Below are 23,886 nucleotides of genomic sequence, written 5' to 3'. Positions count from 1 at the left end.
GAAATGAAAATGACATCAATCGAAACAAAATCTGTTCATACAGCACAAATGAAAGAACGGACGATACAGCCGAAAGTTATGCCGGTTTACCAAACTTCCGCTTTCGCTTTTTCTTCCCTGGAAGAATTGGAAGGCTATTATGAGGGGAATGGCACTTATCTTTATTCCAGAACAGCCAATCCGAATACGGATGCACTTGGACAGACAGTTGCCGACCTTGAAGGGGCACCAAAAGGGGTAGCTGCTTCTTCAGGAACTTCAGCAATTCTCGCAGGTATCCTATCAGTTGTGAAAAGCGGGGATCATATTCTGGCAGCGGAAGATGTTTACGGTGGCACGTTTCTTCTATTGAAAGAAGAACTTTCTTTAATGGGGATACAGGTCCATTTTGCGGATTTCTCCGATATTAGTGCGATTGAACAAATCCTCATCGATTACCCTGAGGTAAAGATGATATTCAGTGAGTCCATCACCAATCCGTTTTTACGCGTGGAAGACATGGAAGTGCTTGACCAGCTGAAAAAACATTATGGTCTGAAGGTGATGATCGATAATACGTTTGCCACACCCTATACGATGACGCCGTATAATAATGGCGCAGACCTGGTCGCCCACAGTGCCACAAAATACCTTGGCGGCCACAGTGATGTAACGGCTGGTGTATTGGTTGGAGATGAGGAGCTTGTTGCGCTTGCTGAAAAGCGCATCGTCAATATGGGATTCAATCTCAGCCCTTTTGAAGCATGGCTCACTATCCGCGGAATCAAAACATTGGCACTGCGAATGAAAGCACAAACTGAAAATGCCCAGGCAATTGCAAATTTCCTCAATGAAAAAACAAAAGTCTGGTATCCCGGGAAAGGTGCAATCGTCAGCTTTGAAGTTCCTGAAGCAATCGATGTGTCCGTTTTCTTCTCATCACTGGGATGGATAAAAATCGTGCCGACGCTTGCAGGTGTTGAAACCACGGTTTCCTATCCTTATGGCACTTCCCACCGGGCATTGTCAGAAGAAGAAAAGGCAAAAGTCGGCGTGACTCGCCGCATAATCAGATTATCAGCAGGCATCGAAGGCATTGAAGATATTTTGGAACAACTGGGTGCCGCATTTAGTTAACTTGAAACTTCCATAGAGCCGACCGCCTGCATAACCTGGACAAAAAGAAGTACAGTATGCAGGGGTTCTTTGGTACAATGGAAGATAACGTCAATAGCCGGTGAATGGATGGTGAACAAGGATGGTCATGGAAGCTTTAATGGATATCGGCAGATTTTTTGTCAATCCACTTTTATACATAGCGCTGCTTGCAGCAATTTTACTTGGTTATTTCAGGGTCAAAAAGGAAAGGAAGCTATTCCGCACCCGAATTGTTTGGGGCTGGAGAGAATTCGGCCACTTGCTGAAGGATGGCATCCTCTACGCGCTTATTTTTTCTGTCTTGTTCTCAGCAATCGGGTTGACGGTTTCATTGGAATGGCTCGTGGCATTAAGTCTAGTCAGTGCCCTGATAGTAATTTCAGGAATATACTACCTGGCTTCATTCGCCTATCTGGCTTTGGGAGCAATCGGACTCGGATGGCTGCTTGCGAATTATGGATGGACGATTCCATTTGGCCTTTTCGATTTCGGAGGTTACGCGGCAGCTTGGAATTGGCTGTTGCCTGTAGCGCTGATCACTGGGGCGATGGTTTTTCTGGAGGGTCGCCTTGTTGCGCGGCGAGGAGAGGAAGCTTCTTCTCCAAGGCTCGAAAAAACGTCTCGCGGACTGACTGCTGTCTTCTATAAAGCGAAAAGGTTATGGCTGATTCCACTGCTTTTAGTGGTGCCAGGCGACTTGCTCGATGCCTATCTGCCTTATTGGCCACAATTTACAATTGGCAGCAGCAGCTTTTCGTTTATTTTGTTTCCCGCTGTAATCGGTTTCCAAAGCAAAGCGCGCAAATCATTGCCTGTGCATCTCTATCCGAAGCTCGGCAACCAAATTTGGGTTCTGGGACTTGCCATTATTGTCCTCGCTCTGTTTGCCTATCTTTGGGAACCGATGGCATTAATCGCCTTAGTAGCAGGCGCAGCAGGCCGTGCAGGCATTTCGCTGTTTTCTTTGCTCAATGAAAATAAAGGCAATCATGCAGTAGCTCCGCAAGCGACGGGAGTTATGATAGTAGATGTTCTTGCCGACTCGCCTGCAGAGAAAATGGGGCTTGTTCGAGGAGAAATCATCCGTAAAGTGAACGGATTGACTGTTACAAACGAAACAGAACTTTATGAAGCAATCCAGATAAATGCTGCCCATTGCCGCCTGGAAGTGCTGGATCACAATAAGGAAATACGCCTTAGACAGCATGTTATTTTCAGGCATGACCATTACCGGCTTGGATTGATCGTTGTTTGATCTTACAGGCCAGTTTGCACAGTTCGACAGTTCGAATCAGAGGAGATGAATCCATGGAGTCGATGGTTACTAAATTCTTTTTGTCGCTGCTGGTTCCAGGGCTTCTCGTTATTCTGTTCACCCGAGTGACTTTCAATCATATTGTCGGCTTGGTTCTGACGGTAGCGCTAATTGCGGCCGCTGTTTACGCCGGTTACACCAATACATGGTTTCTTTACGTCGTCAATGCCGCTTCATTGACCGCAGGATTCTGGTATGCCACAACAATGTATAATCGCAGCAAAAAAGCCGACATTCATGAAGATGAATGACGGCTTTTCTTAATTATAGGAATAGACTGTAAACTGCAAGGACGGCGATTGAGCCTAAAACTACTATCATGACATTAGCTCCCAGCAGAGCGATGCCGAATGCCGCTGCTGCACCGATGACACCGAACCAGATATTGTCCTGGATGAAAAAAATCGCAGGGAAAATCAATGCACCGAGAACCGCAAAAGGGATGTTGCGTAAAATGTTCTGAATTGAAGAGGGGAGCTCCCGGCCCTCCAGAAAAGTCAGCGGTATGGCCCGCGGAATATAAGTAACGATGGCCATGCCGAGTATTGTCCACCAAATCCATGAACCCATTATGATCGTCCTCCTTTTGAAGCTATCAATTCAATGATGATGGCGGAAGCTAACGTAGAGACAAGAATTGCCCATCCAGTCGTCAGCCAGCCGGTAAAAAAGAAGAGTGAATTCAATAAGGCGGCAATGGCGGCAAGGCTGACGACTTTTCGATTGCCCCTCATCGAAGGTACCAATAGTCCGACAAACAAGGCGTATAGAGCAATTGACATGGCAGCCTGCAGGAATTCTGGAAGGTTGGCACCAATCAGATGACCGAGTGCCGTGAAAACGACCCAGCTTCCATAGGAAATGACAATAACGCCGGCTGCAAAAGTTGTGCGAAGATTATCTTCCTTCTGGATTGCCAGGACGGAGAAAGATTCATCTGTAATGCCAAATGCGTATAACGCCTTTTTCCAGCGCGCATCGGGTTGCATCTTTTCATTGAGCGAAGCCGTCATAAGAAAGTGGCGGATATTCACGATGAATGTGTTCAGAATGATTACTGCAGGAGCGACTCCCGCTGTGATCAACGTTAATGATATGTATTGGGCTGCTCCTGCAAATACAAAAATGCTCATGGCAGTAGCTTCCAACAGCGACAGCCCTGTAGTCTTTGCTAAAAGTCCGAAAGTCAAAGCCACCGGAAAGTAACCGATGGCGATACTGACTCCAGCTTTTAGCCCCGCAGAAAATCCGCGTTGTTCCATCTTCCTCTCTCCTTATGTAAAAGTATTTCTCTTTTCCAAATACGGGTAAAGAGTGTAAAGTAGTTATAATAGCATATCATAATAATATTCGAATTTTGAATCAAAAATTGAAAAATCTTATAAGCTTAAGGAATGAGCATATGTCAGAATTCTTTTCACAGGAAAACATTACAGCTTTATATGATTCTTACCGGTCTATCGGGCCATTCATCGGATTTTTGCTTCCTTTCATCGAAGCGTTCCTTCCGTTTCTTCCGCTTTTTGTGTTTGTATTTGCCAATGCGGGAGCATATGGTCTGCTTTTCGGCTTTCTAATATCCCTAGCCGGTTCAGTTGTCGGTTCATACAGCGTTTTTCTGATTATCCGCAAGTACGGCCGGGCTAAATTTTTGAATTTCATGACCAAACACCAGAAAGTTGAAAAGCTGATCCTTTGGGTGGAACGAAATGGCTTTGGTCCTTTATTTCTGTTGCTGTGTTTTCCATTTACTCCATCAGCGCTGGTGAATCTGGTGGCGGGATTATCCAATATCAGCAAGCGTTATTACTTATGGACTTTGATTGCGGGCAAATCGGTAATGGTATTCATGATTACATATGTTGGATACGATATACGGGCATTATTCAATAATCCGGTGAGAACCATAATAGTTATTACCGTAATAGTCCTTCTTTATATAGTAGGAAAAATAATTGAAAAAAGGCTGAACAGAAAAGTGGAAGAAGATTTCAAAAAAGCCGCAGATAAAAATTGGCAGGATAAAAAGTGAATAAATGCTGAAACTGGCTGGATGGTAAAGTTTGCGATAAAATAAGAACAAACGTTCTAAAAGGGAAGGGTGTTCGTATGTCGTTAAGAGTTATCTATGGGCGTGCAGGTTCGGGTAAAACTCGATTTATAATAGATGAAATTGTTGAAACCTTAAAGGGACAGCCAGATGGCGATCCGATATTTTTCATCGTTCCGGATCAAATGTCATTCTCTACAGAGTACCGACTCTCTTCGGCGGATGGCATGAAAGGGATGATCCGCGCGCAGGCAGTGACCTTCAAACGGCTTGCCTGGAGGGTATTGCAGGAGGCTGGAGGCATCAGCCGAAAGGAAGTGGACAGCTTTGGCTACCGGATGCTGATCCGCAGCTTGCTTGAGGAACATAAAGAGGAATTTCAGCTTTTTCGCCGTGCAGCAGGAAAACGAGGTTTTACCGATCAGATTGAACAATTGATCAAAGAGTTTTCAAGATATTGCGTGGACTGCGGCGAGCTTACGGAAATTCGTTCCTCGTTGGCTGAAGCAGGAGCACCAAGGACTTTACTGGATAAAGCTGCGGATCTTGAGTTGATACTGGCTGAGATTGAAAGTCGCTTGGGTTCAGTATTTGTAGATTCCGAAGGCCACCTGGCTTTATTGTCCGAAAAAATCCGGTTCTCTGACCAGGTAAAAAATTCCGATATCTATATCGACGGTTTTGTTACATTTACAGCCCGTGAATATGAAATTATCTTTGAATTGATGAGACATGCCAAATCTGTGACCATTGCATTGCCGATGGACGGAGCAGCTAATGCAAACGACGAGCAGGCCTTGTTTTTCCAATCCGCCAGTACGGCACGCCGCCTGGTTGACCAGGCAAAAAAAGAAGGCCTGCAAGTTGAAAATGCAGTCCATATGCCATCGCCGCGCCGATTCTCGAACCGTGAGCTGGCGCATGTTGAAAGGCATTTTGATGATTATCCATTGCAAAAAATCGAAACAGAAGGACATGTCCACCTGATTGAAGCAGCCAGCCGACGGGCGGAAGTTCATGCAATGGCCCGTTCAATCCGGGAACAGGTGCGAAATGGCATGCGCTATAAGGATATAGCTGTGCTATATCGCCAGCCGGAAGTTTATGATGAATTGATCAATACGATTTTCCCTCAATACGAATTGCCTTATTTCATCAGCCAGAAAAAATCCATGCTTCACCATCCGTTGATTGAGTTCTGCCGTTCCGTGCTTGAAGCGGTGCAGTCAAATTACTCTTATGAACCGGTCTTCCGCGCCATTAAAACAGATCTTTTCTTTCCGCAAGGAAGTGTGGGGAAATGGCGGGAACGCAGTGATGTTCTGGAAAACTTCGTAATAGCGAACGGAATTTACGGAGAACGCTGGTTTGATGAAAAACGCTGGTTCTATAAAAAGTATCGGGGATTGGAATTCCACACCGGAATCCAGACCGATGAAGAACTGGCGTTTCAGACAGAACTCCATGCAGTTCGTGATATGGTCCGCGAACCTTTGGCGATGCTGAAGGAGAAATTGGATGGCTGTTCAACAGGCAGGGAAATGGCAGAAGTTTTATTTCTTTTCGTCGAAGATATGGAGATCTATGATAAAATACTCGATTTGAAAGAACGTGAAGAATCGGAACACCGATTACTCGCTGCTGCGGAACATGAGCAGGCGTGGAAACAGTGGATAGAAGTATTGGATCAATTTGTGTTGATGTTCGGTGACAAGGAACTCGAATTGGCTTCGGCTGTTAAAATTCTTGATGAAGGGTTTGAAACATTGGAATTTTCACGAATTCCTCCGTCACTTGATGAAATTACTGTTTCAACAATTGATTTGGCGAGATTGATGGATATTAAATCGGTGTTTGTAATCGGCGTCAATGACGGCGTATTGCCGAAGCGGATTGAGCAGGAAGGCCTTCTCACGGATACAGACCGCGAGTGGTTTTCAAAAATCGGCTTTGAGCTTGCTCCAAGCACAAAAACAAAGCTTCTTGATGAGACTTTCATGGCATATCGCGCCTTCACTTCCGCTTCTGATTTTCTGACGGTATCATATCCGATTGCTGACGAGGAAGGGAAAGCGTTGCTGCCTTCAACGTATATTCAAAAGTTTATCGATATGCTTGGCGCCAGCCTGACGCCGGCCGTGGTGGATCCTGAGGAACTGGAGCAGGCAGACCATTTAAGTTATATTTCACACCCCCGTGCAGCACTGGCTTATCTCTCATCGCAAATCCGCAGTGGCTCGCTGACGCCGGAATGGCAAGCTGTGCTTTCTTATTATCAGGAAGATCCGTTCTGGTCATCAGTGGTTGAACGGATTATGGAGCCGGCGAAACCGAATATAGCCGATCAGCTCCGGGAAGAAATTGCTGAACCGTTATATGGATCACCTATTTCATCAAGTGTGTCTCGGGTTGAAACTTTTTACGGCTGTCCGTATGCGCATTTTGCAGCTTACGGACTGCGTCTTGAAGAGCGCAGCCAGTATAAATTGGCGCCGCCAGCTATGGGAGACCTTTTCCATGCTGCCATTAAATGGATTTCAGATGAAGTCAGCAGACTGGACGTTTCCTGGTCTTCACTCAGCAATAAAGACTGCCGGGAGCTGGCGAAACAGGCAATGGATCAATTGTCCCCTTATTTCGTTAATCACATTCTGATCAGTTCACACCGCTATCGTTATATTCAGCATAAACTCGAAGCGATCATCAGGCAGACAGCCTTTATGCTCAGCAAACACGCCAAGGTCACCGGGTTTACGCCCGTTGCTTTGGAAGTCGGCTTCGGGACAAAAGAAACGATTCCGCCGCTTGATGTTCCTTTGAGACGAGGCCGCAAGATGAATATCCGTGGCAGGATTGACCGTATCGATTCTACAGATATTAACGGCAAACCTTATATCCGTGTAGTTGATTATAAATCTTCCAGGCAAGGCCTGGACCTTGGGGAAGTTTACCACGGCATAGCGCTGCAGACATTTACGTATCTTGATGTCGCTTTAACGCATTCCGACCGTTGGTTGGGAGAACAGGCTGAACCGGCAGGAGTGCTGTATTTCCATATGCATAACCCGATGCTTAAATCGACGAAATTGATGACTGCAGAAGAAGTGGAAGAAGAAATGGCACGGTCGTTTAAAATGAACGGACTGGTCGTTGAAGATGAAGAAGTCATTAAAGCGATGGACAGTGAAATTGATGGCTATTCGAACGTCATACCTGTGCGCATGAATAAGAATGGAAGCATTTCAAAATCCCAATCCCGTACTGTCAGCAAAGAAGATATGAATATCATCCGCCGATTTGTGCGGAATAAACACCAGGATGCAGGCAACGGCATTTTAGATGGGGTTACTTCTATTACTCCTTATAAAGTAAAAGATGATACACCTTGCCAATTCTGTTCCTATCGGTCGATTTGCCAATTTGACCCGTCGGACCCGGAACAGACATACCGAAAACTGCCTTCTTTGTCATCAGATAAGGCAGTTGAACTGATTCGAAAGGAGACTGGCGAACATGATTCCGATAAAACCGAATGATGCTACGTGGACAGATGAACAGTGGCAGGCAATTTGGGCTAAAGGGCAGGATATGCTGGTCTCAGCAGCAGCCGGTTCAGGCAAGACCGCTGTTTTAATCAATCGAATGATTGAAAAGGTGCTTGATGAAAACGAGCCCATTTCTGTCGACGAACTGCTGGTAGTGACTTTTACCAATGCTTCTGCTGCTGAGATGCGCCATCGGATGTCAAAAGCTTTGGAAAAAGCAGTGGCTGAAAATCCCGAATCGAAACATTTGAGGCAGCAATTGCGTTTGATCAATAAAGCCCAGATTTCGACATTGCATTCATTTTGTCTGTCTGTAGTAAAACAATACGCTTATCTCCTTGAAATAGATCCGGGCTTCCGTATTGCTGGGGATACAGAAGCTGCACTTCTTCGGGACGATGTGCTCGAGGCGGTGCTCGAAACCGCGTACGAAGGCGAAAAAGCGGATGCGGTTTACCGTCTTGCTGACAGCTTCACTTCAGATCGCAGCGACCAGGCGATGGAAGTGCTGGTCAGCAAACTATATGATTATTCAAGAGTTCATCCAAATCCTGGATATTGGCTTCAGCAAGTGCCGGCACTTTACAATGTGCCTGACGAAGTCTCGATTGATGACTTGCCATTTATCGGAGATTTGAAAATGACGATCCGCCATGCTTTTGAAGAAGCGCTGCAGTTAACAAGGGACGGGCATGATATCGCCCTGGAGCCGGACGGTCCGGCAATATTAGCGGATACTTTTCAAATGGATGCAGAATTGATCAAAGCAGCAATAGATGCACTTGATCGATCATGGAACAGCATTTACGAATTATCACAGAACTTCGTTTGGCCAAAAGCAGGGAGCGTCAAGAAGGATTCATGTGATCCTTTACTTGCAGATGAAGCAAAAGCGCTGCGCAATGAAGCGAAGAAAATAGTGAAAGGAATTACGGATGCCTATTTTATCCGGAAGCCATCCAGATTATTGGATGAAATGCGTGAAATGGCTCCATTGATGCAGACATTGGTGGAGTTGACCAATAATTTTGCGGAACAATACAAAGCACTTAAAGTGGACCGGGCAATCGTGGACTTTTCGGATTTGGAGCATTATGCACTCGAAATTCTAAGTGAGGACGGCGAGCCTTCTGCGATTGCTAAAGAATACCGCAGCCGTTTCAAGGAAATTCTTGTTGATGAATACCAGGATACGAATATGCTGCAGGAAACGATATTGGGCCTCGTCAAATCCGGCGAAGAAACCGATGGCAATCTGTTTATGGTTGGAGATGTAAAACAGTCGATCTACAGGTTCCGTTTGGCAGAGCCAATGCTGTTTTTGGGGAAATATGGCCGTTTTACAAAAGATGCGGAAGGTACAGGCATGAGCATTGATCTCAACGCCAACTTCCGAAGCCGAAAAGAGATTCTCGACGGCACGAATTACATCTTTTCACAAATAATGGGGGAGCGGGTCGGTGAAATTGAATATGATGAAGCTGCCGCGTTGAAACATAAAGCTCCATATCCTGAAAAAGATATACCGATCGAACTGGCATTGATCCATGAACCGGAGATGGAAGAAGAACAATCGGAAGAAACGGAAGACTTGTCGAAATCCCAATGGGAAGCCAGATATATCGCTGGGAAAATTCATGAATTGATGGAACAGGAAACATATGTGCATGACCCATGGACAAACGAAAAGCGCCAACTGGAATATCGGGACATCGTTGTGCTTATGCGGTCGATGACTTGGTCAGGTGATTTTGATGACGAATTTAAAATGGCCGGTATACCGTTGTATACGGAATTGGCCGGTGGTTATTTTGATGCTCTGGAAGTGATGATCATGATGAATACACTGCGCGTCATTGATAATCCCTACCAGGATGTGCCACTCGTTTCCATGCTGCGTGCGCCGTTTATCGGATTGCGCGAAAACGAACTGGCTGAAATAAGGCTGGCTGCTCCGCAGGCGACATTTTATGATGCCGTAAAAACATTCATCCGGGGCGGCACGGGAATCGACCGGAAAGCTGCAGAGAAATTGCAGCGTTTTATGCTGCAACTGGAAGATTGGCGAAATCTTGCCCGTCGCGGTTCTCTTACAGAACTGATATGGCAGGTATACCTGGATACGAATTATTACGAGATGGTCGGCTCCATGTCAAACGGCAAACAGCGGCAGGCTAACCTTCGCGCACTGCATGACCGCGCCCTGGAGTATGAAAAAACTTCTTTCCGTGGCCTATTCCGCTTCCTGCGTTTTATCGATCGTATGAGAGAACGGGGAGATGATCTGGGAACAGCCCGTTCGCTAAGCGAGAAAGAAAATGTCGTCAGGCTGATGACGGTCCATAAATCGAAAGGACTTGAATTCCCTGTTGTCTTTTTTGCGGGAACCGGAAGATCCTTCAATGAAATGGATTTCCGAAAATCCTATATGTTCGATCAGGATTATGGCCTGGCTGTAAAAGCGGTCAATCCTGATACACGGGTCGAATACACTTCTTTGCCGTTTCTTGCAGTGAAGGAAAGAAAGCAGCTGCAGATGAAAGCGGAAGAAATGAGAGTACTCTATGTAGCGATGACCCGTGCCAAAGAGCGTTTGTTCCTGACAGCATCTGTCAAAGATCCGGAATCTCTTTTTGAACGCTGGAAGACAGCGGCACCGGATGTCCGGCTGCCTGATTTCGTCCGGTCCCGTGCCAAGGGCTATCTGGATTGGATCGGTCCTGCGATTGCACGCCATCCGGATGCAGAAGAATTGATGAATCGGTCAGGGCTTTTGCTGCCGCATCATTCCAAGTTTCAAGTGGAATTGATCGAAAGCCAATCGCTCCTGCCCGCTCCGTTGGTGTTAGAGGAGTTAGCGCCGTTGCAAGGTGAGATGCAGGATCTTGAAACTGAAATTAAAAACAGATTTGATTACCGATATCCACATCAGCAATCTGTCGAGAAACGGTCGAAACAATCGGTCTCCGAAATGAAGCGCTTGCAGATGCTGCGGCGCCTTGATGAACCGGAATCGTTCATCCAAAGTATCGGACCATCCAAGCGGACACTTCATAACCGGCCGGATTTCCTGCAGGAAAAACGTTTGGCAGCTGCTGACATCGGAACGGCAGTCCACTCGCTTATGCAGCATATTCCACTGGATAGACAGTTGTCAGCCGCAGAAATAAAAGAACAAATCGACACGTTGGTTGGTATGGAGATTCTGTCGCCGGAAGAAGGCAAAGCAATAAGAGTTCAGGAAATTGCAGCCTTCTATTCAAGTGAAACTGCGCACCGCCTGTTAAATGCCAAACAAATTAAACGGGAAGTTCCCTTTACCTATGCCAAAGAAGATGCGGAAGGCGATTATCAGATCATCCAGGGGATTGTCGATTGCCTTTTTGAAGAGGAAGATGGCTGGGTGCTGCTGGACTATAAAACCGACCGGCTGTATCAGATAGATGACATAGAAACAGAAATGTCAGCCCGCTACGAAGTCCAATTGTCGGTTTATACTGAAGCAGTAGAAGCTATTTTAAAGGTTTCAATTAAAGAAAAGCTGCTGTACTTGTTTTCAGCAGAAAAAGAGGTAACAGTCTAGGGGGATTTTTGTGAAATTACAACCGGTTGCTTTGGATGAACGGGTGGAAGCGATTGATTTGATGAGGGGATTTGCCTTGTTAGGCATCCTGCTTATCAATATGCTTGCTTTCCATTCGCCGCTTTACTATATAGACCCTTATACGTGGTTTGACGCTCCTGGTGATCCGCAAACTTTTACGTTTCTTGATATTTTTATCCAGGCAAGCTTTTATCCGTTATTTGCCATGCTTTTCGGCTATGGGTTAGGAATACAATTTTTGAGAGCGGAAGCAAGAAAAAAAGCTTTTGCTCCACTGGCTGTAAAACGCTTGGCAGTGCTATTGGTTTTCGGGATTCTGCATGCATTCCTTATCTGGTATGGGGACATCCTGATTACGTATGCGATTATGGGCTTTTTGCTCATCGGAATGATGCGACTTGAGTCAAAATGGTTATTGTGGCTGGGCATCATCATTTATGTGATTCCGCAGACTTTATTGCTTATTGTAATGTTTGCTGCTGTGGCACTGGATTCTAGTTTTTATGTCGGTATCCAGGAAGTGCAGAATTCGATTGCAGCATATGGCGGAGGGTCCTTTGCAGAGATTTTCAGACAGCGTTTTGATGACTGGATGTATGGGAATAACCCATTGAATTATATCATTCTGGTCGTCACTATCCTGCCATTTACCATGGTGGGGGCAGCTGTAGCCAAATGGCGGTTGATCGAACGCACAAAAGAATTGAAGAAAGTTTGGCTGGGTCTTGCAGCAGGAGGATTTTTAGCAGGGCTTTTGCTGAAACTTGCACCTTATATCTTTGAAACTAATATTGCGATGACTTATTTGCAGGAGATTTTCGGAGGGCCGTTGCTTGCAGTAAGTTATGCTGCTGTTATAACGCTTATTGTCCAGAATGCCAATGTGGCCAGGCTGCTTCGCCCATTGTCCAAAGTGGGCAGAATGTCATTGACTACTTACATCACACAGTCCATCATAGCAACAACAATCTTTTATTCGTATGGCTTGGGCCTATATGGACAGGTCAGCCTTTTGACCGGAACTTTGATGGCGCTCGGCATCTTCGCGGTTCAAATGATATTTGCTGAAATCTGGTTGACGAAGTTCAGCCAGGGGCCGCTGGAAATGATATGGCGAAAGATTACGTATGGATTAAATTTTGAAAAAAGCAACAAATCCAATAATTAATGTGTATAATTAATGGAACCAAAGAAAAGGAGTGTTTACTAAATGAAGCTGTTATCATTTCGCTATGAAGGAAAAGAAGCGTTTGGACCGAAAGTGAAAAAAGAAGAAGCCGTTTGGGACGTTTTAAAAATCCAGAATGAATTAGGGGTTCTTCCGTTTTTTCCGGCACAGCTGATTGAAGGATTATCACAGGGAGTAGAATTTGTTGAGCAAATCCGCAAACTGGCGGATGCTGCAGCCCATTCGGAAAATCCCGATGATTACAAACACTCTTTTTCGGATATCGAGTGGCTGGCACCAGTTCCAAGAACTCCGAAAAATGTAATTTGCATTGGAAGAAATTATTCTGAACATGCCAAAGAAATGGGCGGGGATGCGCCTGTAGATCTTGTCGTCTTTACAAAATCCCCTGCATCGATTACTGGCGATGACGCCACAGTACCGGTTCACAGCGAGCTGACAGATTCCTTTGATTATGAAGGAGAGCTTGCAGTTATAATTGGGAAAGGGGGCAGTTCCATTCCGAAACGGATGGCTTATGACCATGTTTTCGGATATACGATTGCCAACGATCTGACAGCACGCGATCTTCAGTCAAAACACCAGCAGTATTTTCTTGGTAAAAGCCTAGAGAAATCTTGTCCAATGGGCCCATACATCGTAACGAAAGATGAAATCCCTCAGGCACAGAACCTGTCGATTGTCACAAAAGTAAACGAAGAAATACGCCAAAACGGCAATACAAAAGATATGATTCGCCGAGTGGACGACCTTATCTCGGAAATTTCCAAATATACACCGCTTGAACCGGGAGATGTAATTTTAACTGGTACTCCAGCTGGTGTAGGAAAAGGATTCAACCCGCCAAAATTCCTGAAAGCCGGAGATACGGTAAAAGTATCGATCGAATCGATTGGCACTCTCGTCACACATTTGTCATAGTACCTGCCTGCTACCTGGATAGTAAGTTATGGTAGACTGGAATAGAACTATATCAAAAGAGGTGACGATTTGGAATTTTTAACTGACACTACGCATTTACACATCACGACTTGGGTCATTGCAATTCTGCTGTTTGTAATAGCGGCATTTATGGCTCCTGAAAGCAAAGGCCGCAAGATTATCCATATGGTGCTGCGCTTATTCTACATTCTGGTCATCATTACCGGATTGACGCTGTTTATCGCCCATTCTTCGTATGATGCCATGCAGTACGGACTCAAGTTCCTGTTCGGTTTACTGACCATCGGTATGATGGAGATGGTATTGGTCCGCGGCAAGAAAGGAAAATCCGTGACTTTGTTCTGGATCCTGTTTGCAGTATTCCTAGTTATAACAATGTTCTACGGCTTTAAATTGCCGATCGGCTTTAATTTCCTGGCTTAATAATGAAAAAAGTGGATGTCCTCGGGGCATCCTTTTTTTATGGCTGTTTTTGCCTTTGTATTCACAGTTTAGACGAAACTGGCAGGAGGTTAGAGGCTTTAATCCATCTTTAAATAGCAGGCAGGTCTGGAGTTTGTTAAAATAGACCGAGTGGTAAGCAATAAACCCTCATTGAAGGAGGATACAGGATTGAAAGCAAAATGGATTTCCGGCATCTTGAGTGCGATGCTGCTGCTGAGCTTGGCCGCTCCTGCATCAGCTGATGAAACAAGAGAGCTGAAAGATGAAAGTATATACGATGTTCTGGTTGACCGATATTTCAATAAGCTGGTTTCTAATGATTACGATGTAATTGCTACAGATCAGTCGGCATTCAATGGCGGTGATTTTGCAGGACTGACAAGTGAAATTTTGCATATTAAAGAGATGGGCTTTACGGTGTTATCGATAGGGCCGGTTTTTGCTTCAGCTACATATGATGGCAAGGAAGTAGTGGATTATACTCAATTTGAGCGGCATTTTGGGACAGAAGAAGAATTCACTGAATTAGTGGAAACTGTCCATGATAATGATATGAAGTTGATGATCGATATCCCGACACAGCAGATAAGCAGCCAGCATTTCTGGGTAATCGATAATCCTGAGTGGTTCACTGAAAATGAAGACGGGACTTTCGCTTTGGATACAGCAAATCCTGTTGCTCAGGACGCTTTGATCGAAGTCGTCAGCGGCTTTATCCAACAATATGAAATAGATGGATTAAGGCTCCAGGAAACAGAAAAATTGGACCCTGCCTTTATCGATCGTTTCTCACAAGAAATTAAGGAAATACGTGATATTTACCTGATCAGTGACGCAGAAATGGAACCGGTTGAGGGCCTTGATGCAGTTGTGTTGCCTGGGGTAGAGGAAACGCTGCGAAGCAGTTATAAGAACTTTGACCAGGATACATCCGGTCTGCCCGAGCTGATGGAAAATGCCGAAGGGAAATTGATTCAGGCTGATTCCCTGCGAAGTTCACGCGTCACCTCGGATATTGTCAGTGCACAAGGGTTTCCTCCGACCCGCATGCGTTTATTGTTTACGCAATTACTGACAATGCCTGGAATTCCGGTAGTCCAGTATGGCTCGGAAGTTGCCATGAATGGGGAAACCTTGCCCGAGTCCCACCAATTGCTGAATATGGCCGTTGAAAAGGAATTAATCGATCATATCAACAATTTGAATTCCCTGCGCAACTCTTCAGAAGCATTGCGCACAGGTGATTTGGAAGTTCTTCATGAAGAGGATGGCTGGCTGATTTACAAAAGGTCAAACGATGAGGAAACATGGATCGTTGCCATCAATAACTCTTCAAGCACCAGAAATTTCTCATTGTCCGTTGAAGAAATTGGAAGTGACAAGCAGCTGCAGGGATTGTTTGAAAATGACATTGTCCGACAGGAAGCGAATGGCGATTACAAAATTACGCTTGACCGCGAAATTGCCGAGACTTTCCATGTCATTGACGAACGTGGATTCAATAAAGCCTATATAGCAGCTTTGATAATTCTTTATGTTGTCTTCATGATTTTCCTTTGGGTTGTATGGAGAAAAGGGCGTCAGCGTAAAGCTGATGAAGCCGCCAAATCACAAAACGAAAATAGACAGTGATTAAAATTAGATATATTAAAAACGGCAAAGAATATATCCTATTCTTTGCCGTTTTTATGTCTTTATTTTTTATCTGCTTTATAGCCTGCCATGTTCACCGGGTCCTTTGGTGAAGAATAAGGCGGGGCATAGCACAGTTCAAGCGCCTGAAGGTCATCGACAGTAAGGCCTGCATACATCGCAGTTGCAATGACATCAATGCGCTTATCAACGCCTTTTGTACCAAGGCACTGTGCGCCAAAGATTTCTCTGGTATTTGGATCATAATGTATTTTCAGTTTCAGTTTACCGTGATCCGGATAGTAACCGGCATTCGAATTGCCGTTATGGATCAAGGAAACCGAAGGGATTTCAAGCTCACGCAATTTATTTTCATTCAAACCGGTCATTGCAGCAGTCAAGTTGAAAATCTTCACTATAGAGGTTCCAAGAAGGCCTTTTTTGGCAATCGGTTCGCCGATTATATGCTTAGCGACGATATAAGCCTGGCGGTGTGCAGGCCAGGCAAGCGGGACCCGTTTCGGTTCTCCGGTGACAAGGTCGAAATTCTCCGAAGCATCACCAATGGCATAAATATCCGGGTCATTGGTCTGCATATAGTCATTGGTGACGATACCGCCTGTTTCTCCGATTTCCAGTTCTGCATCTTTTGCCAGGCTGACATTGGGTGCCAATCCGACGCTCATGATGATGAAATCTGTTTCCAGCACACCACCGTTCGACAGCGTTTGTGAACGTCCATCGATTTCTGTGATATATGCATTGGTCTGCAAGTGGACTTCGTTCAACAATAATTCTTTTTCAATTTCCCGGGATATGTCTTCATCCAGGATCGACATGATGTAATCTGATTTGTGGACCAAATGTACATCAATGCCGAGTTCTTTTATATTTTCAGCCATTTCAAGGCCAATAAACCCGCCACCCGATATAGTGCAGCTTTGGGGATTGTGCGATTCGATATATTGCTTAATGGCCAGCATGTCGTTGTAGCTCCGCAAGCTGAAGATATCAGCCGTATCACTGCCTTTTATCGCTGGGACCACAGCAGTCCCTCCAGGAGAAAGAATCAGTTTGTCATAACTTTCGAGAAACTCTTCACCAGACATAAGGTTTTTTACCTGGATATTTTTCTTTTCGCGGTCAATGCCCATCACTTCATGTCTCAGATAGACTTCGATATTCCTTTTTTCCTTGAATTGCTCAGGGTCCGCCATTAGCAGGGTTTCTTCATCTTCAATGACTTCACCGATGGCATAAGGGGTACCGCAGGCAGCATAAGACATGACAGAATCGCGGTCAAATATCTTAATAACAGCATCTTTGTTATAAAAACGCAGCTGTCCAGCCGCTGTGGCTCCGCCGCCAACTGCTCCAACGATAAGAATCTTTTCCATTGCAAGGCACCTCTTCAGGAATTTAATTTATTTTGAAAGAATACCGCAAGGGTACCTGGTCCTGTGTGGGCCGCGATAACCGAACCTATCATATATATTTCTACGCTTTTTGGATGGAATTGCTCTTCGATCGCTTCTTTCATCAAATTGGCGAATTCTTCATCGTCTCCGTGGCTGATGGAGATGATTTGTTTTTCGAGCTGTTCACCGCGTTCTTCCATTAATTCCACAATCCGTTTAATGACTTTTTTCCGGCCGCGCAATTTTTCAATCGGCACCAGTTTCCCATTTTCCACGTGCAGCAATGGCTTGATGTTCAATAGACCGCCGACAAAAGCGCTGCCTTTTGAGATACGGCCGCCTTTTGCCATGTAATCGAGGTCTTCAACTGTGAACAGGGACTCTGTATGTTCAGCCATAAAACGGACGCGTTCAATGATTTCTTTCAAGGGATGCCCTTGTGAACGAAGTTTAACCGCTTCTTTAACAAGCATTCCGTATCCGAGGGAAGCCAGCTTTGAATCCAGCACTGTGAGCTTCAAATCCGGATACTCTTCACGAATTTGCTCAGATGCCATCATGGCGGTTCCATAAGTACCCGACAACTCGGAAGAGAAGGCGATGTAAAATCCTTCTTCACCGTCTTTAGCCAATTGCTCAAAGGCATTCAACATTTCATCCGGTGACACCTGCGACGTTTTTGGCCGAATATCATTACGGATTGCATCAAAAACTTTCAGCGAATGGATGGTCCGGATATCTTCGAACTCTTCATTGCCGATATGGACGCGGAGCGGAAATAATTCCACATTTTCTTTCTCAAAAAACTCTTTTGGCAAATCTGATGCACTGTCTGCGAATAATCTCATTCCAATCCCCCATTTCTTATTTTAAATGTAAGCGGTCAATCAATAATTCTGCTATTCCATCTTCATTATTGCTCAAAGTGATTTCGTTGGCTATATTTTTTAATGGTGCAATGGCATTTCCCATCGCTACACCGACTCCTGCAAAGTCGATCATCTCGAGATCGTTGTCTTCATCGCCGAAAGCAATGATGTTTTCTTTTGCAATGCCCAGTGATTTGGAAACCTGGTCAAGGCCCACAGCTTTGCTGAGGCCGCTTTTCACAATTTCGATAACGTGCCACGGGGCACCCCATCTCCTGTGGTCAATAACTTCAGCATGCACCTGATTCAAGTGGTCATGAATCTCACCAACTTTTTCGAAAGGCGCATGGATTAGCATCGATGTAGGGTCGACTTTCAAGTAACTACGCAAATCTCCTGTTGTGATATAAGGATTTCCGAACTTAAAGATATCCATCAGCTTCTCATCGTGATGATGGACATAGACATCATCCAATACTTCGGCGACAATATTATGGAAATTAAAATCATGCATCGACTCTACCACTTCGTGGACTATTTCCAAACCAATCGGTGTATGGAATCTTCCCCAGCTGTTATCGAGTGGGTGATGAACAAACGCGCCATTAAAATTGACGATTGGGGTTTTCAAGCCCAATTCTTTATAATACGGTTCACTGGAACGATAAGGGCGGCCGGTTGCAATCATTACTTGATGGCCCTGTTCCATCGCTTTGGCCAGCGTTTTTTTTGTTTTTTCGGAAATGACTTTTTGATCTGTCAATAAAGTTCCGTCCAAGTCGAGAACGATCAAATGCTGTTTCATGTAAAACGGCTCCTTTCTATATATATACAGTTTAGCGATAATGAGAAGGGTTAGTCAAAAAATCTTGAGTTCAAGCAATTCAATAAATTTGTAAATAGATACGTATTATATGAAAAAAAGGTCGAATATTGGTAGGATTAAACAAAAAGGAGGTAAGCGGCAAGTGAAAATTATTCAGGAAATATGGGAAGGCATTCCGTTGCTGCATGTCACTCCGGACGATGCTGCAGAGAAAGAGCTTCCAACGGTCATTTTTTTACATGGCCATATGAGTGCAAAAGAACATAATCTCCATTATGCTTACCAGCTGGCGGATAAAGGCATCCGTGTTTTATTGCCTGATGCCCATCTTCATGGCGAAAGGGAAGAAGGCCAGGATGCAATTCAGCTGAGTTTAAGGTTTTGGGAAATTGTTTTGACTTCTATAGAAGAAGTAGGGCTGATACATAAAATTGCGAAAGAAAAACAATTGGTGGAAGGAGAACCTGCTTTGGCAGGGACTTCTATGGGAGGGATTACAACTCTCGGGGCTTTGACAGTATATCCATGGATACCGGCAGCTGCTATTATGATGGGAGCAGCAAATTATGTCGAGCTGGCAAAAGCACAGATGTCCCAATTTGAATCACGCGGTTTCGCTTTGCCGATTACGGAAGAAGAGCGCGCCAATATGCTCGGGACACTTGGACAGTTCGATGGAACGAAAAAAATGGCTGCTTTCAAAGAGCGCCCGTTGTTTTTCTGGCACGGGGAACAGGATGTAATCGTTCCATTCGGGCCGACCTATGATTTTTATAAAAAATTAAAGCTGTCTTACGGTGAAGCGGAAGACAGGTTGCAATTTCTGCGTGAAAAAGAGACAGGCCATGCAGTAAGCCGTCCTGGAATGCTTGCGGCGACTGAATGGCTGGCCGAACATATAAAGGCATAAGCTTGTCGATTTCATTCTATCCTGAAATTTGTTAAGATGGGTTTAATAGAAAAAGGAGGGATTGTCATGGATCAAGAGATGAAAGACAGCATGATGGGAGCACTCGAAACTGTAATCGACCCGGAACTGGGTGTTGATATCGTAAATTTGGGCCTTGTATATGATGTTGAGTTATCAGAAGACGGATTTGCAGTGGTCACAATGACTTTAACTTCAATGGGTTGTCCAATGGGACCTCAAATTGTTCAAATGGTCAAACAAGCTTTGTATGAATTGCCGGAAGTTGAAGAAGTCGATGTAAAAATCGTCTGGCAGCCGGTATGGGGCAAAGAACATATGTCAAGATACGCGAAAATGGCGCTTGGCGTAAGATAAGCAGTACAGAAACCTTTTCGGAATAGTCTATTCCGGAGAGGTTTTTTTATGGGTGCAGAAAGTTGCATACCTGCAGGGAATTTCCTATAATATAATTAGTCAAAGAAGGTCAAATTATTTAAAGGGGGATTAATATGGTTCAATTTGCTGCTAATAATGAAGAACAAAAGTCGCCTTTGGAACAATTCGGACGCAATATGGTGGAACAGGCACAATCCGGAAAAGCGGACCCGGTCATCGGCCGGGACGGGGAAATCCGCAATGTAATCCGCATCCTGTCCCGTAAAACGAAAAATAATCCGGTCTTAATCGGAGAACCAGGTGTTGGCAAAACAGCAATTGTCGAAGGTTTGGCGCAAAGGATCGTCAGGAATGATGTTCCTGAAGGCTTAAAGGACCGTGTTATATATGAACTCGACATGAGTTCGCTGATAGCAGGAGCCAAATATCGCGGAGAATTCGAGGAACGGCTGAAAGCGGTGTTGAAGCAAGTCAAAGACAGCGACGGACAAATCATTTTATTTATTGATGAAATCCATACAATCGTGGGTGCAGGTAAAACTGAAGGTGCAATGGATGCCGGCAATATGCTGAAGCCGATGCTTGCCCGTGGAGAGTTATATTGCATAGGCGCCACAACACTTGATGAATACCGCATGAACATCGAAAAAGATCCCGCTCTCGAAAGACGCTTCCAGCAGGTGTTGGTACGTGAACCATCTGTCGAAGATACGGTTTCGATTTTGCGCGGATTAAAAGAACGGTTTGAGCTGCACCATGCCGTACGCATCCATGATCGTGCGATTGTTGCAGCGGCTGCGATGTCGGATCGTTATATCACCGAGCGTTTCCTGCCGGACAAAGCGATTGACTTGATCGATGAAGCTTGTGCGATGATACGCACAGAAATCGATTCAATGCCGCAGGAACTTGACCAGGTGACTCGCCGGCTGATGCAATTGGAAATTGAAGAACAGGCTTTGATGAAAGAAAAAGACGCCGCGAGCAAAACGCGTTTGGAAACGCTGCGCGAAGAAATCAAGGAATTAAAAGATTCATCATCCGACATGAAAAATCAGTGGACAGAAGAAAAAGAATCACTGCAAAAAATTCAGGAAAAACGGGAGCAGCTTGATCAATTGCGGCGCAAGCTGGAAGAAGCCGAAAATAATTATGATTTAAATGCTGCGGCTGTACTGCGGCACGGACAGATTCCGGAACTTGAAAAAGAGTTGGCTGTTCTTGAAGCTGATTTGGCTGCAGGAGGTGCTGAAAGACTCCTGCGTGAAGAAGTGACGGAAGAAGAGATCGCTGGCATCGTTGCCCGCTGGACAGGAATCCCGGTTACGAAACTCGTGGAAGGTGAGCGCGAAAAACTGCTGCGTCTGGATGAAACGCTTAAAGAAAGAGTCATCGGCCAGGACAAAGCGGTTGCGCTTGTGACCGAAGCGGTTTGGCGAGCACGTGCAGGGATAAAAGACGAAAGAAAACCGATTGGTTCGTTTATATTCCTCGGTCCGACCGGAGTCGGAAAAACCGAATTGGCCAAGTCTCTGGCGGCGAACCTGTTTGACTCGGAAGACCATTTCATCCGAATCGATATGTCGGAATACATGGAGAAACACAGCGTATCCCGTTTAGTCGGGGCTCCTCCGGGATATATCGGTTATGAAGAAGGCGGACAATTGACAGAAGCGGTCAGAAGAAACCCTTATTCAGTTGTACTGCTGGATGAAATCGAAAAAGCGCATCCCGATGTTGCGAATATTCTTTTGCAGATTCTGGATGATGGACGCATTACGGACAGCCAGGGGCGTCTTGTCAATTTCGCGAATACAGTAGTCATTATGACCTCGAATATTGGATCTTCCCATATTCAAGCCAACGACGAGGAACATGAAATTGAGGATATCGTCATGATGGAGCTGCGTAAACATTTCAAGCCCGAGCTTTTGAACCGAATAGATGACATTGTAATTTTCCATGCACTGGACAACAGCCATTTCTATCACATTGCCAAGAAAATGATAAACGAACTGGCTGAGCGGCTGCAGCAGCAGGAAATTGCACTCGAAGTTGATGATTCAGTCATCAATTACGTTTTGGAGGCAGGCACTGATCCGTTATTCGGAGCAAGACCGCTGAAAAGATTTATTCAGCGTGAAATTGAAACAAAAATCGCCCGTGAATTGATCAAAGGCGATATTATGCCGCATACCACACTCTTCTTGGAGATGGGCGAAGACAATGAAATGAAAATAACTAAAAAAGAAGCGTAGGCCATGTCGGCCTGCGCTTCTTTTTTTATTAGTGCTTTTCTGGAGCTGGTGATTCAGGAATGATTGAACCAATGATGAAAATTAGCACGGAAACAACAAGTGACATGTAGATTCCGGGCATAAAGTTAAAGTCTACGTTCTGAACAGCACTGACAACGTAGTTTAGTGTTGTGATCAATAAAGCCGACCAGAATAAAGTTCCGATAAATTGCATCTGTTTCACCTCTGCATAAAATGTCTAGCTTAATAATAGCATAGCTTCCGCTTTCCAGAAAGAAAGTTTCTTCATTCTTAAAAGATTTTGTCTGAATTATGTCGGTAACTTGAAAAAGCTGAAACAATGACGTATTATTAATACCAGGTACTAAACATTCAGAGCAAGTTGAAATGAGGGAATTAAAATGAATGCTGGCATATTAGGAATTGGCCGTTGTTTACCTGAAACGAAATTAACGAATTTCGAATTGGAGCAGCGTATGGATACGTCTGACGAATGGATCCGCACAATGACAGGAATTGAAGAGCGCCGTATTGCCGGAGACGAGCAGGATACATCCCATATGGCTCGGGAAGCCGCACAAAAGGCCATAGATGATGCTGGAATCGATCCAACAGAAATCGGTCTGATACTGGTGGCGACTGTTACCGGTGATCAGCCATTTCCTTCCATGTCGTGTGTAATTCAGCAGGAAATCGGGGCAGTCAATGCAGCGGCAATGGATCTATCAGCAGCATGCGCCGGATTTATGTACGGTGTAGTTACAGCTAAACAATTCATCGATTCAGATGTTTATAAATATGTACTTGTGGTTGGAGTGGAAAAACTTTCTAAAATCACAAATTGGGAAGACCGTAACACAGCCGTTCTTTTCGGAGATGGTGCCGGAGCAGTAGTCATCGGTAAAGTCTCTGAAGGCAGGGGCATCCTGTCGTTTGAGCTTGGTGCTGATGGAAGCGGCGGCAAACATTTGTATCAGGACGATTACCTCGTCATGAACGGACGGGAAGTATTCAAATTCGCTGTGCGCCAAATGGGCGAATCAGCAGTAAATGTTATCGAAAAAGCTGGTCTAGATAAAGAAGATGTCGATTTTTTAATACCACATCAGGCCAATATCCGAATCATGGAAGCCTCGAGACAGCGTTTGGAATTGCCTGTTGAAAAAATGTCTAAAACGATCCATAAATATGGTAATACCTCAGCGGCTTCCATCCCGATTTCACTTGTTGAAGATGTTGAAGAGGGAAGAATTAAAGATGATGATGTGATAGTGATGGTCGGATTTGGTGGAGGATTGACTTGGGGAGCCATTGCGATGCGATGGGGCAAATAATCAGGAATGCGAAAGGA

General features: G+C 44.9%; 20 protein-coding genes. 14 read left to right on the top strand and 6 right to left on the bottom strand.

Features of this window, described 5'->3' with window-relative positions; all coding sequences use genetic code 11:
• Positions 1–9 precede the first annotated feature (9 nt).
• The 3 genes from DP120_RS07865 (at position 10) to DP120_RS07855 (ending at position 2,703) form a co-directional block, all read left to right on the top strand.
• Positions 10–1,116: a trans-sulfuration enzyme family protein gene (locus DP120_RS07865; RefSeq protein WP_112223086.1), complete on the top strand. Its 1,107-nt coding sequence runs from the start codon at positions 10–12 to the stop codon at positions 1,114–1,116.
• Between the two features lie 127 nt (positions 1,117–1,243).
• Positions 1,244–2,392: a PDZ domain-containing protein gene (locus tag DP120_RS07860; protein WP_112223279.1), complete on the top strand. Its 1,149-nt coding sequence runs from the start codon at positions 1,244–1,246 to the stop codon at positions 2,390–2,392.
• A gap of 53 nt (positions 2,393–2,445) precedes the next feature.
• A complete protein-coding gene (locus DP120_RS07855) occupies positions 2,446–2,703 on the top strand; it encodes a CsbA family protein (RefSeq protein ID WP_112223085.1) in 258 nt (85 codons plus the stop codon).
• Between the two features lie 13 nt (positions 2,704–2,716).
• Here the strand turns inward: DP120_RS07855 and DP120_RS07850 are convergent, their stop codons facing one another.
• Both DP120_RS07850 and DP120_RS07845 read right to left on the bottom strand, forming a co-directional pair.
• Positions 2,717–3,022 carry an AzlD domain-containing protein gene (locus tag DP120_RS07850; RefSeq protein ID WP_112223084.1) on the bottom strand — a complete coding sequence of 102 codons (306 nt, stop codon included), beginning with the start codon at positions 3,020–3,022 and terminating at the stop codon, positions 2,717–2,719.
• Positions 3,022–3,714, bottom strand: coding sequence for an AzlC family ABC transporter permease (locus DP120_RS07845; protein WP_112223083.1), 693 nt, complete (start codon positions 3,712–3,714; stop codon positions 3,022–3,024). The genes DP120_RS07850 and DP120_RS07845 overlap by 1 nt, the downstream gene beginning before the upstream one ends.
• Positions 3,715–3,854: 140 nt before the next feature.
• Here DP120_RS07845 and DP120_RS07840 point away from each other — a divergent pair, with 140 nt between their 5' ends.
• From DP120_RS07840 to DP120_RS07810, 7 genes are all read left to right on the top strand, one after another.
• Complete coding sequence (locus DP120_RS07840; RefSeq protein ID WP_112223082.1) at positions 3,855–4,484, top strand: TVP38/TMEM64 family protein; 630 nt, start codon at positions 3,855–3,857, stop codon at positions 4,482–4,484.
• Between the two features lie 77 nt (positions 4,485–4,561).
• A complete protein-coding gene (gene addB, locus DP120_RS07835) occupies positions 4,562–8,038 on the top strand; it encodes a helicase-exonuclease AddAB subunit AddB (protein WP_112223081.1) in 3,477 nt (1,158 codons plus the stop codon).
• Positions 8,016–11,630, top strand: coding sequence for a helicase-exonuclease AddAB subunit AddA (gene addA, locus DP120_RS07830; protein ID WP_112223080.1), 3,615 nt, complete (start codon positions 8,016–8,018; stop codon positions 11,628–11,630). Before addB ends, addA begins: the two co-directional genes overlap by 23 nt.
• 10 nt (positions 11,631–11,640) lie before the next feature.
• Positions 11,641–12,819, top strand: a complete 1,179-nt coding sequence (locus tag DP120_RS07825) for a DUF418 domain-containing protein (RefSeq protein ID WP_112223079.1) — start codon at positions 11,641–11,643, stop codon at positions 12,817–12,819.
• A gap of 42 nt (positions 12,820–12,861) precedes the next feature.
• Positions 12,862–13,761, top strand: coding sequence for a fumarylacetoacetate hydrolase family protein (locus DP120_RS07820; protein ID WP_112223078.1), 900 nt, complete (start codon positions 12,862–12,864; stop codon positions 13,759–13,761).
• A gap of 69 nt (positions 13,762–13,830) precedes the next feature.
• Positions 13,831–14,205 (top strand): YisL family protein, encoded by a 375-nt coding sequence (locus DP120_RS07815; protein ID WP_112223077.1) that lies wholly within the window; start codon positions 13,831–13,833, stop codon positions 14,203–14,205.
• Between the two features lie 189 nt (positions 14,206–14,394).
• Positions 14,395–15,858 carry an alpha-amylase family glycosyl hydrolase gene (locus tag DP120_RS07810; RefSeq protein ID WP_112223076.1) on the top strand — a complete coding sequence of 488 codons (1,464 nt, stop codon included), beginning with the start codon at positions 14,395–14,397 and terminating at the stop codon, positions 15,856–15,858.
• Between the two features lie 62 nt (positions 15,859–15,920).
• Here the strand turns inward: DP120_RS07810 and DP120_RS07805 are convergent, their stop codons facing one another.
• The 3 genes from DP120_RS07805 to DP120_RS07795 are packed head-to-tail and all read right to left on the bottom strand — an operon-like array spanning position 15,921 to position 18,950.
• Positions 15,921–17,255: a CoA-disulfide reductase gene (locus DP120_RS07805; RefSeq protein WP_112223075.1), complete on the bottom strand. Its 1,335-nt coding sequence runs from the start codon at positions 17,253–17,255 to the stop codon at positions 15,921–15,923.
• Positions 17,256–17,269: 14 nt separating this feature from the next.
• A complete protein-coding gene (locus DP120_RS07800; protein ID WP_112223074.1) occupies positions 17,270–18,124 on the bottom strand; it encodes a DegV family protein in 855 nt (284 codons plus the stop codon).
• 16 nt (positions 18,125–18,140) lie between these two features.
• Positions 18,141–18,950 carry a Cof-type HAD-IIB family hydrolase gene (locus tag DP120_RS07795; protein ID WP_112223073.1) on the bottom strand — a complete coding sequence of 270 codons (810 nt, stop codon included), beginning with the start codon at positions 18,948–18,950 and terminating at the stop codon, positions 18,141–18,143.
• A 163-nt stretch (positions 18,951–19,113) separates the two neighbouring features.
• On the opposite strand from DP120_RS07795, the gene DP120_RS07790 reads away from it, so the two are divergent.
• From DP120_RS07790 to DP120_RS07780, 3 genes are all read left to right on the top strand, one after another.
• Positions 19,114–19,881, top strand: a complete 768-nt coding sequence (locus DP120_RS07790; protein ID WP_112223072.1) for a serine aminopeptidase domain-containing protein — start codon at positions 19,114–19,116, stop codon at positions 19,879–19,881.
• 66 nt (positions 19,882–19,947) lie between these two features.
• On the top strand, positions 19,948–20,256 hold the full coding sequence (locus DP120_RS07785; protein WP_033540921.1) for a metal-sulfur cluster assembly factor: 309 nt from the start codon (positions 19,948–19,950) through the stop codon (positions 20,254–20,256).
• Positions 20,257–20,390: 134 nt separating this feature from the next.
• Positions 20,391–22,535, top strand: coding sequence for an ATP-dependent Clp protease ATP-binding subunit (locus tag DP120_RS07780; RefSeq protein ID WP_112223071.1), 2,145 nt, complete (start codon positions 20,391–20,393; stop codon positions 22,533–22,535).
• A gap of 28 nt (positions 22,536–22,563) precedes the next feature.
• Here the strand turns inward: DP120_RS07780 and DP120_RS07775 are convergent, their stop codons facing one another.
• Entirely contained in the window at positions 22,564–22,749 is a 186-nt protein-coding gene (locus tag DP120_RS07775) for a YjzD family protein (RefSeq protein WP_112223070.1), read from the bottom strand.
• A 187-nt stretch (positions 22,750–22,936) separates the two neighbouring features.
• On the opposite strand from DP120_RS07775, the gene DP120_RS07770 reads away from it, so the two are divergent.
• A complete protein-coding gene (locus DP120_RS07770; protein WP_112223069.1) occupies positions 22,937–23,869 on the top strand; it encodes a beta-ketoacyl-ACP synthase III in 933 nt (310 codons plus the stop codon).
• Positions 23,870–23,886 lie beyond the last annotated feature (17 nt).

It is taken from the genome of Planococcus halotolerans, from assembly GCF_003289955.1.
GTDB lineage: Bacteria > Bacillota > Bacilli > Bacillales_A > Planococcaceae > Planococcus > Planococcus halotolerans.
This window is presented reverse-complemented; position numbering and strand designations above follow the sequence as displayed.